This window comes from Flavobacterium cheongpyeongense (assembly GCF_003202435.1).
Lineage (GTDB): Bacteria > Bacteroidota > Bacteroidia > Flavobacteriales > Flavobacteriaceae > Flavobacterium > Flavobacterium cheongpyeongense.
The window spans coordinates 81,643-98,289 of sequence record NZ_QJHK01000016.1 but is presented as its reverse complement, the minus strand read 5'-3'; the positions used below and the strand labels follow the sequence as shown (position 1 = coordinate 98,289).

15 protein-coding genes are annotated in these 16,647 nt (G+C 32.2%); all 15 read right to left on the bottom strand.

The features are described from left to right. Window positions 1-179: 179 nt before the first annotated feature. Genes DMB65_RS16780 through DMB65_RS16710 form a run of 15 tightly spaced genes read right to left on the bottom strand, consistent with a single transcriptional unit; the run spans window position 180 to window position 16,571 of the window. Window positions 180-1,475 carry a phenylacetate--CoA ligase family protein gene (locus DMB65_RS16780; RefSeq protein WP_110307769.1) on the bottom strand — a complete coding sequence of 432 codons (1,296 nt, stop codon included), beginning with the start codon at window positions 1,473-1,475 and terminating at the stop codon, window positions 180-182. Beyond that, window positions 1,472-3,139, bottom strand: coding sequence for a C45 family autoproteolytic acyltransferase/hydolase (locus tag DMB65_RS16775; RefSeq protein WP_110307768.1), 1,668 nt, complete (start codon window positions 3,137-3,139; stop codon window positions 1,472-1,474). The genes DMB65_RS16780 and DMB65_RS16775 overlap by 4 nt, the downstream gene beginning before the upstream one ends. A gap of 3 nt (window positions 3,140-3,142) precedes the next feature. Beyond that, window positions 3,143-4,660 carry a phytoene desaturase family protein gene (locus DMB65_RS16770; protein WP_110307767.1) on the bottom strand — a complete coding sequence of 506 codons (1,518 nt, stop codon included), beginning with the start codon at window positions 4,658-4,660 and terminating at the stop codon, window positions 3,143-3,145. Between the two features lies 1 nt (window position 4,661). After that, window positions 4,662-8,342 (bottom strand): 1-acyl-sn-glycerol-3-phosphate acyltransferase, encoded by a 3,681-nt coding sequence (locus tag DMB65_RS16765; protein ID WP_110307766.1) that lies wholly within the window; start codon window positions 8,340-8,342, stop codon window positions 4,662-4,664. A gap of 2 nt (window positions 8,343-8,344) precedes the next feature. Continuing rightward, window positions 8,345-9,526: a DUF2062 domain-containing protein gene (locus DMB65_RS16760; protein WP_110307765.1), complete on the bottom strand. Its 1,182-nt coding sequence runs from the start codon at window positions 9,524-9,526 to the stop codon at window positions 8,345-8,347. Between the two features lie 18 nt (window positions 9,527-9,544). Beyond that, window positions 9,545-10,030 carry a hypothetical protein gene (locus DMB65_RS16755; RefSeq protein WP_110307764.1) on the bottom strand — a complete coding sequence of 162 codons (486 nt, stop codon included), beginning with the start codon at window positions 10,028-10,030 and terminating at the stop codon, window positions 9,545-9,547. Between the two features lie 2 nt (window positions 10,031-10,032). Next, window positions 10,033-10,404 (bottom strand): 3-hydroxyacyl-ACP dehydratase, encoded by a 372-nt coding sequence (locus DMB65_RS16750; protein WP_078226795.1) that lies wholly within the window; start codon window positions 10,402-10,404, stop codon window positions 10,033-10,035. Window positions 10,405-10,410: 6 nt separating this feature from the next. After that, entirely contained in the window at window positions 10,411-11,055 is a 645-nt protein-coding gene (locus DMB65_RS16745) for an outer membrane beta-barrel protein (protein WP_165834981.1), read from the bottom strand. A gap of 4 nt (window positions 11,056-11,059) precedes the next feature. Then, window positions 11,060-11,665, bottom strand: a complete 606-nt coding sequence (locus DMB65_RS16740; protein WP_110307762.1) for an outer membrane beta-barrel protein — start codon at window positions 11,663-11,665, stop codon at window positions 11,060-11,062. Window positions 11,666-11,672: 7 nt separating this feature from the next. Further along, window positions 11,673-12,284 (bottom strand): porin family protein, encoded by a 612-nt coding sequence (locus tag DMB65_RS16735; protein ID WP_110307761.1) that lies wholly within the window; start codon window positions 12,282-12,284, stop codon window positions 11,673-11,675. 30 nt (window positions 12,285-12,314) lie between these two features. After that, window positions 12,315-12,953, bottom strand: a complete 639-nt coding sequence (locus tag DMB65_RS16730) for a hypothetical protein (protein WP_110307760.1) — start codon at window positions 12,951-12,953, stop codon at window positions 12,315-12,317. After that, on the bottom strand, window positions 12,919-13,554 hold the full coding sequence (locus DMB65_RS16725) for a LolA family protein (protein ID WP_110307759.1): 636 nt from the start codon (window positions 13,552-13,554) through the stop codon (window positions 12,919-12,921). Before DMB65_RS16725 ends, DMB65_RS16730 begins: the two co-directional genes overlap by 35 nt. Next, a complete protein-coding gene (locus DMB65_RS16720; protein WP_078226800.1) occupies window positions 13,544-14,320 on the bottom strand; it encodes a polysaccharide deacetylase family protein in 777 nt (258 codons plus the stop codon). The genes DMB65_RS16725 and DMB65_RS16720 overlap by 11 nt, the downstream gene beginning before the upstream one ends. Continuing rightward, on the bottom strand, window positions 14,317-15,375 hold the full coding sequence (locus DMB65_RS16715; RefSeq protein WP_078226801.1) for a beta-ketoacyl synthase N-terminal-like domain-containing protein: 1,059 nt from the start codon (window positions 15,373-15,375) through the stop codon (window positions 14,317-14,319). The genes DMB65_RS16720 and DMB65_RS16715 overlap by 4 nt, the downstream gene beginning before the upstream one ends. Next, a complete protein-coding gene (locus DMB65_RS16710) occupies window positions 15,372-16,571 on the bottom strand; it encodes a beta-ketoacyl-[acyl-carrier-protein] synthase family protein (protein ID WP_165834984.1) in 1,200 nt (399 codons plus the stop codon). The genes DMB65_RS16715 and DMB65_RS16710 overlap by 4 nt, the downstream gene beginning before the upstream one ends. Between the last annotated feature and the right edge of the window lie 76 nt (window positions 16,572-16,647).

Below are 16,647 nucleotides of genomic sequence, written 5' to 3'. Positions count from 1 at the left end.
CTGAAATTAAACCATATAAGTAATATAAGTTCATTTAACGGGAACGTAAATTTCAAAAAATAGAGATAATCGAAATTCAAAAAAGTCATTTTACTAATTTGAAATGCACATAGTTCTGTAGCCCTGTTTTGCGCAAAGTTCAAATGAACTTATATTACTTATATGGTAAAAAAATAGTTCTATATCGTATTTCGGTAATCAAAAAAACGAATTGGTTTTCGACTCATAGGATTAAAAACCAAAGGATTTAAAACTTCTTTTGTAGCAAATTCTATTTTTGGAGTTACTCTTAATTTCGCTCTAAAATGATCTTTTATTTCCTGTAAAAATTCGGGTGTCTGATTTTTAGCTGCAATTTTAATCAGGATTTCATCAGTCCCTAAATCGTTGGTAGAAATTTCGATAAGATGATTTTCAATAGTATCAAAACTGCTCAAAACATCATTCATTGCTGGCGGATAAAGTGTTGTGCCTTTATATTTGATCATTTGTTTTTTACGGCCCACAACCGGTCCAACACGCAAAGTATGTCGCCCGCAGGAGCAAGGTTCGTTATGAAGCTGTACAATATCCCCGGTTTTAAAACGGAGTAACGGCATGGCTTCAATTCCTAAAGTAGTAAAAGTCAGTTCTCCCGTTTCACCATTTTTTACAGGCCTATTATTTTCGTCCAGAACTTCAACGATAATTAATTCCGGATGGTGGTGACCGCCCTGACCGTATTCACATTCTGTAAAAGCCGTACTCATTTCGGTAGAAGCATAAGTCGAAAACAACCTGATGTTCCATTTATCCGTAATTTTTTTGGATAAAATATTCATCGAAAAATCCTGTTCTCTCAGAGATTCCCCAATACAGACAGCACCTTTTATACTCGAATTATTGTAATCGATTCCATGTATTTCGGCGTATTCAATTAATTTTAAAAGGAAAGAAGGAACGGTAATTAAATAGCTCGGATTGTATTTTAAAATCGAATCCCATTGCATTTCCGGAATTCCGGCACCCACACGGATAATGCCTGCTTTCAATTTTCTTAAACCTAAAAAATAAGCCAGACCAGCCATAAATTTACGGTCAATTGTTGTCATTAATTGCACGACATCGCCTTCTGTAATTCCGGCACAGGCGAATGAAATAGCTTCATTATAAGCCAATCGGTCAAGATCAGAATCTGTTAAACCAAAAGTTACCGGATCGCCCAAAGTTCCTGAAGTCGAAGCATAGTCAATAATTTTATGCTGTGGAACACACAAAAAATCATCGTTGTATTGTTGTAAATCTTCTTTAGTAGTTACCGGTAAATGCTGTAAATCTTCAAGGGTTTTAATTTTCGAAATATCAATATTTTGTTCTGCAAAAAGCCTCTTGTAAAAAGGGGAATTTTGACTAATATAGGTTAAAGTTTCTGCTAATTTTTGCTCTTGAAAATTTTTAATTTCTTCTAAAGAATTTTTTTCTATTGCTGGAATCATTGTAATTTTCTTTTCAGTTTTTTTAAATATTTTTCAATTGCTTCTTTATCAGGAACAGTTGTCATTTCTTTGGTTAATGCTTTTTTAAAGTTTTCCTGAGCAAGCAGAAAGTTCTTTTTTTGGTAAAAATACAATCCTGCTTTATAATATACAACCCAATAATCAGGGTTTAAAGATTGATAAGCCTGAATAAAATCTAACGGAACTTCCGTTTTATTTTTTAAATAGGAATCTATTTTCTGATCTTCGATTCTGAATTTTTTATAGTTTTTAAATGCTGCAGTTTCTAAAAATGGATCTTTGACAATATTCTGGTTTTTTTCTTGAAATGAAATAATAGAGCCCGATTTTGGGTTTTTAAAAACGGAATCTAAATTATAACACACAAATTCGCCTAACTGATACGGATTTGCTGAAACCCAGACTAATTTTTCTTTCGGTTTAAAGATGACTCCGTGATGCGCCATCAATTGATTCAGAGCTTTTTCATTACCATAACCCAATGCTATATTTTGTAAGCCTTCTTTGTTTCGTAAAATTTCTGAAGCAATTTTTGGATTGATTTTAGGATTTTGTGTAAAAAGCTCCTGCATTCTTTGAAAACGGTATTTGGAATGACTTTCTTTAATTTGTCCTAAATTGCGTTTGTCATTCTTGAATGTTTCACTCTGAAAATGATTTGAACAAATTAACTGATTTGTATTTGGGACATCGAAAACATCCTTTTTTTCAGGAGATACTTCTATCAAAACGGCTTTATTATCCTGAGCGCTTCCAACCATTATGGATTCAGATACAAATACTGTTCTCTTTTTAGCTATTGCAATGGCTTCATCAATATTTTTGGCATACTGTAAAATTTCTCGTGTGAGCAGAGAAATTGGTGTTTTGGCGATTAATGGAATTTTTGATTTCCCCGCATTAATAGTTACCGTTAAGCCTTCTTTGTTCATTCCGGAAACAGCACCAACCATGCCGGGCCAGGTTACCATCATAAAGGGATGTCCTTCTTTTGGATTTATAAAAGCTACAATTTTATTTTCTGCAAAAGCATCATTTACATAAAAATCAAAATTACGCCCCAGAATTAAATTACCATCTTCAGATTTTTCGCCCCAGGCGGCAAAAGAAGAACAGCCTACCAAAGCCAAATCCTGCAAAGCATGACCAAGATCATGTGCAGCATGCAGATATAAGCTGAGCTGGTATCGATTGGCGATGTTGTCAAAATTATGCGAAGTGTATTGTGAGATTCCGTAAATTTCTGCTTGATATTCATTTGAAACATTCTGGTATAATTTCCTGTTGTACCATTTTAGAAAATTTCGAAGTAAAGTTTGTTGAAATTTTGAAGGAATAATATCTTCAATTCTGGAAAAGAAAATCTGTTGTTGTTTTTTCAGAAGCGAATCGGATAAGGCTCCGGTTGTCAGACCAATTTCCAACGGATCTCCTTCTACATATAATTCCCAAAGTCCCTGTTTATTTTTCGAAAGAGAGTTTTTACCTGAAATAAAAGCAGAATCGGATTTTTTTATAACGACAGGTTGCGCTGTGTTATATTTTGAACTATCAGGAAGGTGCTGCATGGATTTTGAAGTGCCGCACGCTACAAAAAGCATTAAAAAACCAACAAGAGAATATGTGTAAATTCGATTCTTCATGTTTTATTCAGATTCCTGATTAATTTTGTTGACCAGATATTCTTTTCCAACAATTTCAGAACAGGTGACAACTGCTCCAATAGTCACGCCCAAAACACCGTGCATGTTAATACCCTGACCGGTTAAATATAAATTATCTAACTTAGTTTTTGGTGCTATAAAAGTTTTCATCGGATTGTTGGAATCTTTTACATAACCATACATATTGCCATTATGACCGCCAATATAATCGCGATACGATAGTGGTGTTGAGGTATGTACTGATTTGATGCAATCTTTGATTCCGGGAAATTTTATTTCAATTTCTTCTAAAAAGCGGGCTGCTTTCCTGGATTTAAATTTATCATAGCTTTCTCCACGATCATTTTCTTCGGCAGTAGTATTAAAAGTATTTACCCAGGGTAATAAATCATCGTATTTCATATACGTGATAAAAGTCATCCCATCTGCGAATTCATTTTCTTTTTTAGAGGCATTCATAGAAGCCATATATGCTTTTGGCCAGGAATCATCATCATATTCGTGAGCAGTCCATACTTCGCTACTATCCTTAAAATGGTAAAAATTATGATTGATATATTTGAAGGTTTTAGGTTTAAAAACAATATAAAGGCTAAAAGCAGAAATCACTCCTTCAAGACTCTGGATCCTGCTATAAAAAGATTTTCTGAAATTTTCTTCTCCTACCATTTTCAAGGTAGTTTTAGGTTCAATGTTCGATATAAAATAAGTACCAAAAACCTCAGTTCCGTCTTTCATTTTGGCAGAGGTCACTTTGTTATCTTCGACACTAAAATGGGTAACTTCCTTATATTTATAAAATTCACCACCATGTTTTTTAAGCTGTTTTAAAAGCTGTTTTGTGATCTGGCTTCCTCCGTTTATGCATCGCCATGAACTCTGTATATAAGAATTTACAGAAAGTGCATGAACATAAAAAGGTGATTTATCAGCAATTCCGGCATATAAAAAATTTGATCCGGCCAAAACCGCTTTTAGTTTTTCATTTTGGGTAAACTGGTCAATTGTTTCTTTAGCGTTTAATGTCAGTATTTCACTATCATATTTTCCTTCCCATTGTAAGTTGTATAACGGGAATGAATCGCATGTTGATTTAACTTTTTCGCAATAATTTTCAATAGCTTTTTTTTCCTCGGGGAAATGTTTTGCTAATTGATTTACAAAATTTTCATATCCCTGAGCATGCGGATATTCTTTGTTTTCATCTTCAAATGAGATAACATCAAAAGCATCTTCGTCCATTTTTTTTAAATTTAAATGATCGATAATGCCAATGTACTTAAAGTATTTGTACAAATTTTGCCCTTCGCTTAATCCACCAATATAATGAATTCCGGTATCAAAAATGGTTTTGTCCCGTACAAAAGTCTGAAGATTTCCACCATACTGATTGTTTTTTTCGAGTACGCATACACTATAGCCTTCTTTGGCTAAAATAATTGCCGATACTAATCCGCCCAAACCACTGCCTACAATTACAACGTCATAATGATTTTTCATTCTAATTTTTCTTTAATATGACTATTGAATTTTCTTCTAAAACACATTCAAAACCTAAGTTAATCAAAGTGGTTTTTAAACTTTGACAATTTACTAAAATAACACAGGAAGATACAGAAATGATTTTTTCAATATCATTATTATAATTTTCTTCCGAAATCAAAATAACATCATATTGGTTTTGAATGGCTGTTTCTAGATTTTCCTGATAATAAATTTTTCTTTTTGTAACGAAATAATTGTTCTTTGCAACAGCGATTTTTTCTTCATCTGAATTATAAGAATATATTTTTCGTTGGGGTTGCTGTAAAGCCAATAACACATCTAATTGCCCATAATCATTCGACAAATGTAATATTTTAGCTTTCGCTGAAATATGTTTGTTGAGTTGATAATAGATTTTCAGATTTGTTTTTAAGTTGTTTTTTATACTATTTATAATTTCTGCTTCTTTGTAATCATAACTGTTGATAAGCATTTTTTTGAAGTATTCCGGCCCTTCTAGTTCCTGACGGGTTTTTTGAAATTCTGATTTAAAAAACGCACCCAATTGTTTGGTTCTTTCGGTATAATTTTTTCCGAATGAAAGATTATCAGCCGTGATCCTTTTTAATATAGAAACGGTAAGGTTGGTATCATGAATGACAAAATCACCTTTTGGAATTGCTTCTGAAGCCCCATGAATAAGCAAAGGAAGAATATCTAAATTAAACTGTTCAGCAAGATAAAAAGCACCTTTATGAAAGCGTTTAATTTCATTGCTTTCTGAACGGGTTCCTTCCGGAAAAATCATCAATGAATACCCTTCATTTATTTTTTGGCGTAAATGCTCAACACCACCCTCAAGACCTTCTGAAACAGGATAAAATCCTGCTTTTCTAACCGTAGCACCAAAAATAGGGGAGTTGTAAACCCAGTCATTTACTAAAAAAATAATGTTTGGACTTAACATTCCGCATATCAAAATATCTAGAAACGAAGAATGATTTGCAATTATAATGGCAGGTTTTTCAAAGTTTTCATTATAAGGGTTAATCACTTTTTTTTGAAGGAACGGATTAGAATATAATACTGATTTCATGAATTTAGAAATCGCATATCGGAATCCTTTCATTTTTGTTTTTTCATTAAGGGGAATAATCGGCATAATGATTAAACTAAAAATAGACATTAAAACACCACCAAATCCATAATAGAAAAAAGAGAGTATACCGTGAAGAAAGGTTCTTAATTGAAATGGAGCATTCCCGTTTTTTGGGCGGTTTGAAATGAATAATTTAAAAAGAATCGGATAGAAGATAAAGGTAATAATGAGTGCGGCAAAAACTCCAATTAAGGATACAGATGAAATAGATTTTAATGCCGGATGCTCTGCAAAAATCATGGCACCAATTCCTAAAATGGTAGTAATTACTGCTAAAATTATAGAGGTTCTGTAAATTGCAATTTCGTTTTTTCCGGTTGTATATTCTTTTTGGAGTGCGCTCGTCATGAAAATGCTAAAATCGACCCCGTGGCCAAAAATAAGCGTGCAGACAATCATGCTGAAAATATTCATCTGAATATCAAAAATGCCCATTATACCTGTTGTCACAATTCCTGTTAAGGCAATAGGAATACAGCTTACAATAACCAGTTCTATTCTTCGGAAAAAGAAAAATAAAATCAGGATCACGGCAATAAACGAATAATTTATAAGAGAATTGAAATCAGTTTTTAAAGTGCTGAAAAACGTTTCATTCATCTGCTGACGATCGATAGCAATCAGATTTTTTTTAGTTTCAGCCATCTTTACAAAAGCGTCACGTTGTTTTGGAGCTACTTTTACTAAAGTTGAAATCGTGAAAAAACCATTTTTTTCGGTTACGAATTCATGCAGTTGCAGTGCTTGAATTTTTAGATAATCAGCTGCTGAAATCGGTTTGAAATTAAAATCTAAATGGTCAAAAAACGTACTATATGTTGTAGGTTTAAATCCTAATTTAGAACCTTCGGAAATTAAACTGGATTTTAAGAGTTGTTTTTTATTACTATCCCAAAAAGAATTCCATTTTTCAATTTTCTGTTGCTGTTCTTTTTGCGAAAGCATAATTCCGCCAATTGAACTAAAGTTTAATATTTTTTGCTGTTCTTTTGCTGCAGACAAATCTGAAAAAAGACGGCTGTTGTTTTGCAGAACTTCTTCCATACTTTTTCCGTACGAAGCAACATATATTGTTTTTGATGTTAAGCTGGTGCTTTCTTCCAGCTCTTTTTCTGCAGCTTTTATTTCTTTCGGAACAAAATTAAGCTGTGACAAATCGTTATTGAAGCCAACATTATTATAAGTAAAACAGCAGATAATCGTAATGAGAGCACAAAAACCGATTAGGAATTTATTATTATGAAATGAAAAATGCGCCAGCTTGTCGATTACATTTTTCTTGTATTCAAAATTATTTTCTTTCGGTTTGTATAAATGCGGAACAATTAAGAGGGAGAAAAATGCAGAAGCCATAACAATGACAGCAGCAAAAATCCCTAAGTCATTAAGCGCTTCCGATTTCACAAATAGCAAACATAAAAATGCGACAGCCGTAGTCGAACTGCTCATAATCAAAGGCATCGTGATGTCTTTGTATAACGTTTTTACATCACTGTTGTGTTTGTAATGTGTAAGGATATGAATGGAATAATCAATCGTAATTCCTAATAAAACTGAACCAATTCCTAGGGAAATTGCGGAAATTTGTTCTTTTACAAAAAATAAAAAAGCAATAGCAAACAGAGCTCCAAAAACGGTTGGAATAAAAATGATTAATGGGATTAATATTTTTCTGTAGAATAAAATCAGGATCAACATTAAAGTGATCATCGCGATTGTTGTCGTTAAGATAATATCGCTTTTAATTTGGTTGGCATTGGAAACAGCTATCAAAGCTGAACCAAAATAACTAATTGAAGTTTTTGCCTTGAATTTCTGATTTAGATTGTCCTGAATTGATTTTAGCTTTGCAGCAAAAACAGTATTTTTTTCAGTTTCGCTCGATGGGAGATTTGATGTAATAAAAAGTAGTAATTTCTTTTTGTCTTTGGTCATCACGTATCCATTATCAAGGGTAAAGTCATCACCAACATTTAGTTGTTGCAATTTCTTTAAAGCGATAAAAGAAATCCCAAGTGGATCCTCCAAAATGAAATCTTTGGTCAAAAATCCAGAAGGCGAGATAATCGATTTATAATTTCCCTGAACGGTTGCTACAATACTATCTTTATTGAGTTTGTTTTGTATAGCGGCATAATCTTTATTGTCAAGAAATAATGGGAGATTGTTGTACACAAAATCTATTGTTTCCTGAATGTTTTCTTCGTCAACCTTTCCTTGAATTCCAGTTATATATGGCTTACATGATTTAGAAACACTATCTGAAAAAATGGCAGCCATTTCTTTTAAATCTTCACTGGTTCCGTTTTTTTCTAACTTGAAAATAACCGTAATTTTATCTGCAAAATTAAGTTGTTTAAGCACTTTTGCAGTAACATCAGATTTGTCGTTTGTTGGAATAAGCTTTGTAATATCTTCCTCAAATTTAATTTTAGAAGCAAAAAATCCCAAGACAAAAAGCATCAGAACAGCCAATAAAACCGAAAGGGATTTTCTTCGGTTAACAAATAAATGAATGGCGTAAAAATAGTGATGCATGTTTATTTTTTATTTTTAGTTGAATTAAAAAAGGTTAAAAGTAAATAACTCAAAAAACCTATAGTTAGTGAAGAAACGGTTGCTAAAATAAGACTTCCAACGATATATTGTGTAGCATTTTGCTGAATGTCGTCAAGTGTAAGTGAACTGTCTAAAACCAAAGTGGTTTTATTGGATACAAAATAACTTCCCATTTTTAAAGAACCATAAATAATAAATGGAATAAAAGGTGGAAAACTAACATTTGAAGAGAGATAAGCAATGACTTTATTGAGTCTGAGTAAGGTGGCAAATGATAAAAGTAATACGGTTTGAAATCCCCAAAATGGAGATATACCGATAAAAATACCTAATGCAATTGCAGCCGCTTTTTTGAAATTAGAATCGTTGCTTTCTAAAATATCTTCAAGAAAAAACTTTTTAAAACCTTTTTTTTTTGCTTTCCGAAAAAAGTCTCTGGGCTTGATATACAAAAGCGAATTTAGAACCAGAACAGTATTTAGAATACTGATTCTGGTAAAATCTTTAAAAGGGCGAAAATGTGAAACACGTTCAGCAGGATCATATAAAATCTCGATTGCAATATTTTTTACCAAAATACCTTTCCATGCAGAACGAACAATAACTTCAATCTCAAACTCAAATTTATTGGTATAAAATTGTTTCGGCAATAATTGTAAAGGGTATAATCTGTAACCCGATTGCGTATCATCAAGTTTAATTCCGGTTTCAAATTGAAACCAAAAATTTGAAAATTTATTTCCAAAACTACTTTTTTTTGGTACGTTTTCCTGTGTCATATTCCTGCTGCCAATCAATAAAGAATTCGGTTCTTTTTGAATTTCAGCAATAAAATTTGGTATATCAGAAGCAAAATGCTGACCGTCAGAATCTATTGTAATAGCATATTCAAAACCTGTTTCAATCGCTTTTCGAAAACCGTTTCTCAAGGCTCTTCCTTTTCCTAAGTTTTCAGGATGATGAATTTGTATCAGATGAGAATATGATTTTAAAATTTCACTCGTCTCATCAGTAGAACCGTCATTAACAATTATTACATTTAAAGTGTAATCTAAAACGGAATCCAGTACTCTTTTTAACGTTTTGTGATTGTTGTATGTTGGAACAATCACACAAAAATGCGTTAAACTTAGTAGCTCCTGCTGTAATAAAATAGGTTTCATGGGTTGTGTTTTCTTTACCTACTTCACCAATTGTCTCTCTTTTTCAGAGAAACTTTTAGATTGTAATATAAAGTTTTTAAGATATTCTTTTAAAGAGTTACTTTGCTCATCATAATGTTCAGTTATGAATTTTTTATCTTCTTTAATATTTTTTTTATAACCCGTAATACCAGGTACATTTTCCTGAATGCTCAATCGGATCATTCTGATTTCGATATTGTTGGGTTCCGTTTTTACAGTAGATTCAAGAAGTTTGGCACCTTCCTTAAAACGTTCCATTTTTTCGCCTAATTTTTTTTCAAATTTTGAATCCAGCAAAATTGAAGCCGCTTTGTAAGCCACCAAAATTTTGTCATCATTGCCAGATACGCCGGCAAGTTTGTCTACAAATTCTTTAGCATTGGTCTCTGATTTTGAAACGTCTGTATACATTTTGCGAATGGAAGCCAAGTCAGGGTTCCCTGCAAAATTGAACCATAGGATAAATGTCAGTAGTAGTTTCATAATTATATCTTTTTATACACGTTGCTTAGTTTCAAAGCAACGGTGTCGTTAAAATAAGTAGTGTTTTTTACTTTTACCAAATCATCTTCGGTAGTTACAATATCAAGTTCTAAACGCAATTCCGGAGTAACCTCTGGATTAATAAGTGCCATGAACTTTACATTAGCAAGTGTTTGAATTACCAAATTGGCTTTTGTAATAGTCTCAGTAAGTTCTTTAATAATCTGAATCATGCAAACGCCAGGCATAATTGGATTTCCAGGAAAATGACCTTTGAAAACTTCGTGTTTTTCGTTGACCAAAATCGTAAAATTATACTTAGAATCTCCTGTTTTTTCTTCTGAAAGTATTTTGTAAAAATCTTTTAAAACCATATTTTTTTATTTTTTTCCAAAGGTGTAAGTTGCTCCAAATTGAAAAACCAAATTGTTTGTATCAACACCATCAGCATAATAATCAGTGAATGAATCCGTCAGGCCCTTTTTTATTCTTGCTTCAAATGAAATTCCGTTTTTTAAGCTGTATCCTAGTCCACCTACAATTCCCAAATCAACGTCTTGTCCTTTATTATAATTATCTCCTTTTTCTTTCGGATTAACCTTAATATCTTTTGCAATTAGTATATCAAAAAAAGGTCCTGCTAAAAAATAAAAATTCTCAGTAAAATTGAATTTATTAATTGTTAATTCTGAGATGTATTGTAATGAGGCATCTACAGTTCCACGGTTGTAAATTGTAATATAACTATTTGATGGAGCATCATAATATTCAGTACTTCCCATCGCAATATCTCCTTTTGCACCTTGTCTGGAATAAGTTAATTCGGCCTGTAATGTATAAAATTTAGAAAGCTTTAAAGCGCCAAATCCTCCAACATAAAAATCCGTTTTGTTTCCAAGACCTGAATTTGTAAATTTTGAAATGTTTATTCCTGCATGAATTCCAGGTTTAAAAGTTACCTGAGCCTGCATTTTTAAAAATGCAAAAACAGAAAAGGAAATAATTGCTAAATTTTTAATTGTCATAATTTTATTTACCAAAGGCATACGAAACACCCAGTTGAAAATTCACATTTGTATTATAATCTCCAAACAAATAATCGCTGTTATCATTGCTGCTGTAATAATCACTGTCTATAACATCGATTAAACCTTTTTTGATACGAGCTTCAATAGTTAATCCGGTCAAAGGCACTTTATAACCAAAACCAACAACGAGAGCTAAATCAGCATCAGACTTTTCATAGCGTAAATTATCTCTTGTTCTAAAATCCAGAGTTGGACCAGCCTGAACCTGAAAACCATTAAAAGTGAATTTATTGATCATCGCAATCGAAACATAATCAATGTCTAAATTTTTTGATTCCACAATTTGTTCGCCATCATTAGTGTAGCCAGCAAAAGTTTTAACGTTATTAGAACCCTGTCTGCTATATGTAATTTCAGGTTGTAAGGCATAAATCCGGGTTAATTTAATTTCACCAAACCCTCCAATATAAAAATCACTTTTATAGGATGAACGTGTATTTGAAAACGTTGAAAAAGCAGCTCCGGCTCTTAGACCTGGTTTAAATGTTACCTGAGCATTTATTGAACTTATAAATAAAATAAAAACGATGGTAATTAATTTTTTCATGTATTTTTTATTTCATTTTAAAAGTGTAACTGATACCAACCTGGATTGCCTGATTTAAAATAACTTCATCATAATTTCCATTTCCATTATTATCATAAGTATTATCGTAACCGTAAATATCAATAAGACCTTGTTTAATTCTCGCTTCAAATGTTAATCCATTTGGTAAAGTATAACCTACTCCGCCAATTATCGAAATATCAAAATCTACCGGATCATCAAAACCGTAATCACCAAAATTATCGCCTATTTTAAAATCTACAGAAGGACCGGCCAGGATATGAAAACCGCTTCTATTGAAATGAAATTTTGCAACTGCGTCAAGCGAAAGATAATTTAAGTCATACTTTGTATCATAATAATTATCATTAAAATCATAATAACGTCCCTCTGAACCTTGTTTTGAATATGTTAATTCGGGTTGAAGTGTAAAAAATTTATTGAATTTTATAGCCATAAATCCACCAACATAAAAATCCGATTTTAAACCATTACCGTCAATATTGGTTAACCTCGAAAGGTTTAAACCTCCTTTAAGACCCGGACTAATACGTACTTGTGCTTGTGTTACTGTAATGCCTATAAATAAAACGAATGCAATTAGGATTGATTTTCTCATTTTTAATTGTTTCAAAGTTTATTAGTGATTTTAAATTTCTGATTTTAAATAATTTAACGTGATTTCCAACTTAATATTTTGATGAATAATCTGAATTTTTTCTGCAAAAATATTGTTTTCTGAACTAAAAAGAACAGTAAATTTTTCTTTTGTTTGAGATGAGTGAATCACTTTTTCTAACTTTTGGTCTTTCTTGGTCAGAAACAGGTAATTATCACGGTTTTTATCTGCCGATTTGTAAATGTTAAAAAAATCGTTTTCAAATTGTTCCTGAATCAAATATTTGTTTTTAAGAAGCAGTCTGAAATCTTCTTCTAAAGTATTTATTAGAATTTTACGATCTAATTCTGACACAATGGAATTAATTTTAAAAGTTGTTTCGGAAATTTCAAAATCAAACAATTTGTTGCCAAAATCTGTTGTAAAAACAATCCGATGCGTCGTGTCATTTATTTTTTTGGCAATGAAAATTCCGGACAATTCATTTCCGTAAACCGTAATATTGGTTTTGTATACATAATCCGTTTTTGAATCTGAAAAATAAGGAACTTCGTAGGATGTTTTGTCTAATTTTTTTGGTGTATAATTTTTTGTGACGGAGCCACAGGAAAATAAAACAACTGCCAAAAGGCTGTTAATTACTAAATACTGAATCGTCGATTTTTGCATTGATCACTTTATTTTTAAGTACAATTCGGGTATAATCATCTGATGATTCCAATAGTTTTACTTGTACGACTGTAGCTTCTTCTTTATCAAAAGTAAGTTCAATCTGTTTGATGTATTTCTTAAGCGTCGCATCTTTTGGAATAAATTTCGCCAGATTTTGTCCTTTCACTTTAAAGTACGAAATCGTAAATTCTTTGTCATCAAACATATTGCCACTTACGCTTCCCACAATTAGTTTATTGATTCGGCCAAAGATTTTGCTGTTTCCAATATCAACTGCACTTTTTTTTCCTTCATCGTTAATCAGGATTTTACCGTTTTTAAAAACGATACTGTAATTGTATGGTTTTTTGTATTGCCATTGAAGCAAATAAGGTTCTTTAAAAATCATTTTTCCGGAGGTTTCAATGTCTTTCGATAAAAAATCCAAATGTTTGTACTGAATAAAATCGGTACTCAAAGTTTTGATTTTTTTGGAAACAATATTTACATCATCTTTAAATGAAGCTATTTCGGCAGCAGTCATTTTTTGCTCTTGTGCAAAAATAGAAATACTGAAAATGTTTAGGAAAAAAAGAAATATATATAATTTAGTTTTCATAAGCTTTAAGGTTCAAAAGTTCTTCTACAGAAACCACTTTATAATGGTTTTGTTGTAAAAATTGCAAAAACTGTTCCAATACCAAGACAGAGTGTGAAGCCGTGTCGTGCAAAAGTACAATTCCGCCGGGAGAAACTCGTTTTATTATTCGGTTGAAAATTAATTTTTTATTTTTTGTACCGCCATCAAGTGAACGGATATTCCAGCCAATAACTTTGTGTCCGGTTATTTTTAAAGCCCTCCGAATTGATGGGGTGGTAACTCCGTAGGGTGGCCGAAAAAAGTTAATTTTTTTTGAAGTTAATTTTTCTAAAAGCGTATCTGTTTTTTGAATTTCTTCTATAATTTTTTTCGCATTATAAAAATCAAAAAAAGGAGAATGTCCGTAGGAATGATTTCCAGTCAAATGACCTTCGTCTATAATTTGTTTTACAATTTCAGGATACATTTCAATATTTTTTCCGATGCAAAAAAATGTCGCTTTTACATTATATTTTTTAAGAAGATCAAGAATTTCTAAAGTATAAATGCCCGGTCCGTCATCAAATGTAAGGGCAATTTTTTTCTCCTTTTCTAAAGCATTCCTGCAAAAAGCTTTTACATGATAGTTTGACGCTATTAGAGATGAACCGACAATATTAAATACAAACCAAATGGAAACAATAATAGCAAACCACCAAAAATTAATTGCTGTATAAAGGTTCAGAAGAAGCAATAAAAGCAATAAAAAAATAAAAAATAGTGAGATGTTTTTATGCGTTATCATTTTGAGATTAACGTAAAACTATGATTTTTTCCGTTTAATTGATTGTATAACAAAATAGTATTATAAGCAGGTTTTTCAACTGAATTAACTTTTATAATTTCTGGAATTTCCTGTGTTTTTATAATTTTTGAGGCCATCCATAATGCAAAAGCCGAAGCCGTATCGTATTCGCCGCTTAAATGTTTATAATATAAAACAGGTGTTTGTGCAAAAGCATTTTCAGCAAGATTTTTATAATAAATTTCAAAATCGACATTCCCATCAAATCCTAAAACCAAAGCATCAATATCTGAAATTTCCAGCTTATTTGCTTTTAGAAAAGATTTTATTTCTGTTTCAATTTCGTTTTCTTCCAACGTATTTATGATAGTAACATCGAGAAGTTTTGCGTATGTATTTTCTTTTCTTTCATTTTCCAAAACAAAAAAGCTGGCGCCTTCTCCGTAAATTGCACCGCTTGTTTCAGAATTTAAAACGGCATAAGACTCATAAGTATCTTTTTTAATTCGTCCGTTTAATTTAAAAAGAGCTGTTGTATAATCGCCATTTTCATCAACTCCGCCTACCAAAATTGAATTGGCTTCGTCTCCTTCGATTTGCATTTTAGCATCAATTAAGGCCGATTCAAAAGAAACAGCTCCGTTTACATAGGTAAAATTATAACCTTTGCATTGCTGTAAAAGTGCAATTTGTGCGCCAACGGTATTGTGTGTTGACTGAATGAAGGAAGTAGGGGTTAGAAACTCTTCGTTATTATCCAGAATGTTTTTCAGAAATTTTTCAGAATCTTCAATACAGCCCAAACCTGTTCCGGTAATAATGGCATCAACATTTTCGATATTCGCATCTTTCATAGCCAAAGCCGAAGCTACGATTCCGTTTTTTACGCCTTTTGCCATTCTTCTGCTGGCTGCCGGTGAAATAAAATCTTTGTAAGCCGGAGAAACTATTTTAAGAACATTTTCGTTGTTATCATGTATGGCCTCTTCTAAAAAAACAGTATCAAATGTTTTTTGAGTCGAAATGCAACCTATTCCATTTATATATGTTTTCATTCGCTTTTAGAAAATATAAGAGTTGAACAATTTCCACCAAAACCGAAAGAGTTGGATAAAACGTGTTCGATCTTTTTGTTTTTTAAAATAGTTTGTGGTTTCAGATCAAACTCCTCCATTGGAGTTTCGAAATTCAAATTAGGATAAACGATATTATTTTGAATCGCCAAAACACTGTAAACGGCTTCAATTGCTGCTGCTGCTGCTAAAGTGTGACCTGTAAAGGGCTTTGTAGAACTAAAATCGGGAATTTTTTCATTTTCATAAATTCGGAGTAAAGCTCTTCCTTCAGATAAATCATTGTTTGGCGTTGCGGTTCCGTGAACGTTGATATAATCAATTTGAGAAGGTTTTAAACCCGAAATTTCAAAGGCTTTTTTCATCGCCAGATATGCACCATCGCCGTTTTCTGATGAAGCAGTTTGATGAAAAGCATCGTTTGCATTTCCGTAACCAGAAACGCGGGCCAAAACTTTTTTGTTTTGTCTCAGTACTACATCATCTGATTCTAAAACCAGATAGGCAGCAGCTTCACCCAAATTTAAACCTTTACGGTTATTATCAAAAGGCTTGTTGTAATCATCAGATAAAATCATCAAAGTTTTGAATCCATTAATGGTAAATTTTGCCAAAGCATCAGTTCCACCAACAATAACACGATCCAGTTTTCCGGTTTTGATTAATCGGGCACCTAACATAATTGCGTTTGCTGCAGATGAACAAGCTGTACTTATTGTTGTGACCATTCCTTTTAAACCTAACTCCTGAGCAATTTTATCTGCAACATCGCCGCCATCGTTACAACTAATGTATTTTATAAGTTCAGGATGTTTGAAATAATCGTAATAATGTTTTTCAGTCATATCCATTCCGCCAACGCTGGTAGCCGAAATAAGCCCTGTTCTAAATTCATTTATCGATGTAATTCCGGCCTCTTTTACAGCTTGTTTGGCCGCAAAAACACCAATCATAGCTGTTCTTGAAAAATTATTATCAGGTGAAAGTTTCAATTCATTGACCAATTCATCGTTGGTTTTTTTAATTTCTCCAACTTTAATACTATCGGCATGAACAGTCGAAATATTTTGGATTCGGGAAATACCAATTTTATTTTCGATTAGCGAAATATAATTTTCTTCGACTGAATTTCCAATCGAAGAGATAATTCCCATTCCGGTTATTGCGACACCTTTCATTTTTTGAATTCTTAGAGTATTAGACATTAGACTTCTTAGATTTTTGGACTTGTTTGGATTGTTATTTTTTTAGCTT

What these genes read in the sequence shown, in the direction of transcription:
- DMB65_RS16740 (WP_110307762.1), bottom strand. Translation starts at nt 11,665, where the DNA reads ATGAAAAAATTAATTACCATCGTTTTTATTTTATTTATAAGTTCAATA.
- DMB65_RS16745 (WP_165834981.1), bottom strand. Translation starts at nt 11,055, where the DNA reads ATGACAATTAAAAATTTAGCAATTATTTCCTTTTCTGTTTTTGCATTT.
- DMB65_RS16775 (WP_110307768.1), bottom strand. Translation starts at nt 3,139, where the DNA reads ATGAAGAATCGAATTTACACATATTCTCTTGTTGGTTTTTTAATGCTT.
- DMB65_RS16735 (WP_110307761.1), bottom strand. Translation starts at nt 12,284, where the DNA reads ATGAGAAAATCAATCCTAATTGCATTCGTTTTATTTATAGGCATTACA.
- DMB65_RS16710 (WP_165834984.1), bottom strand. Translation starts at nt 16,571, where the DNA reads ATGAAAGGTGTCGCAATAACCGGAATGGGAATTATCTCTTCGATTGGA.
- DMB65_RS16725 (WP_110307759.1), bottom strand. Translation starts at nt 13,554, where the DNA reads ATGAAAACTAAATTATATATATTTCTTTTTTTCCTAAACATTTTCAGT.
- DMB65_RS16770 (WP_110307767.1), bottom strand. Translation starts at nt 4,660, where the DNA reads ATGAAAAATCATTATGACGTTGTAATTGTAGGCAGTGGTTTGGGCGGA.
- DMB65_RS16765 (WP_110307766.1), bottom strand. Translation starts at nt 8,342, where the DNA reads ATGCATCACTATTTTTACGCCATTCATTTATTTGTTAACCGAAGAAAA.
- DMB65_RS16750 (WP_078226795.1), bottom strand. Translation starts at nt 10,404, where the DNA reads ATGGTTTTAAAAGATTTTTACAAAATACTTTCAGAAGAAAAAACAGGA.
- DMB65_RS16760 (WP_110307765.1), bottom strand. Translation starts at nt 9,526, where the DNA reads ATGAAACCTATTTTATTACAGCAGGAGCTACTAAGTTTAACGCATTTT.
- DMB65_RS16755 (WP_110307764.1), bottom strand. Translation starts at nt 10,030, where the DNA reads ATGAAACTACTACTGACATTTATCCTATGGTTCAATTTTGCAGGGAAC.
- DMB65_RS16730 (WP_110307760.1), bottom strand. Translation starts at nt 12,953, where the DNA reads ATGCAAAAATCGACGATTCAGTATTTAGTAATTAACAGCCTTTTGGCA.
- DMB65_RS16715 (WP_078226801.1), bottom strand. Translation starts at nt 15,375, where the DNA reads ATGAAAACATATATAAATGGAATAGGTTGCATTTCGACTCAAAAAACA.
- DMB65_RS16780 (WP_110307769.1), bottom strand. Translation starts at nt 1,475, where the DNA reads ATGATTCCAGCAATAGAAAAAAATTCTTTAGAAGAAATTAAAAATTTT.
- DMB65_RS16720 (WP_078226800.1), bottom strand. Translation starts at nt 14,320, where the DNA reads ATGATAACGCATAAAAACATCTCACTATTTTTTATTTTTTTATTGCTT.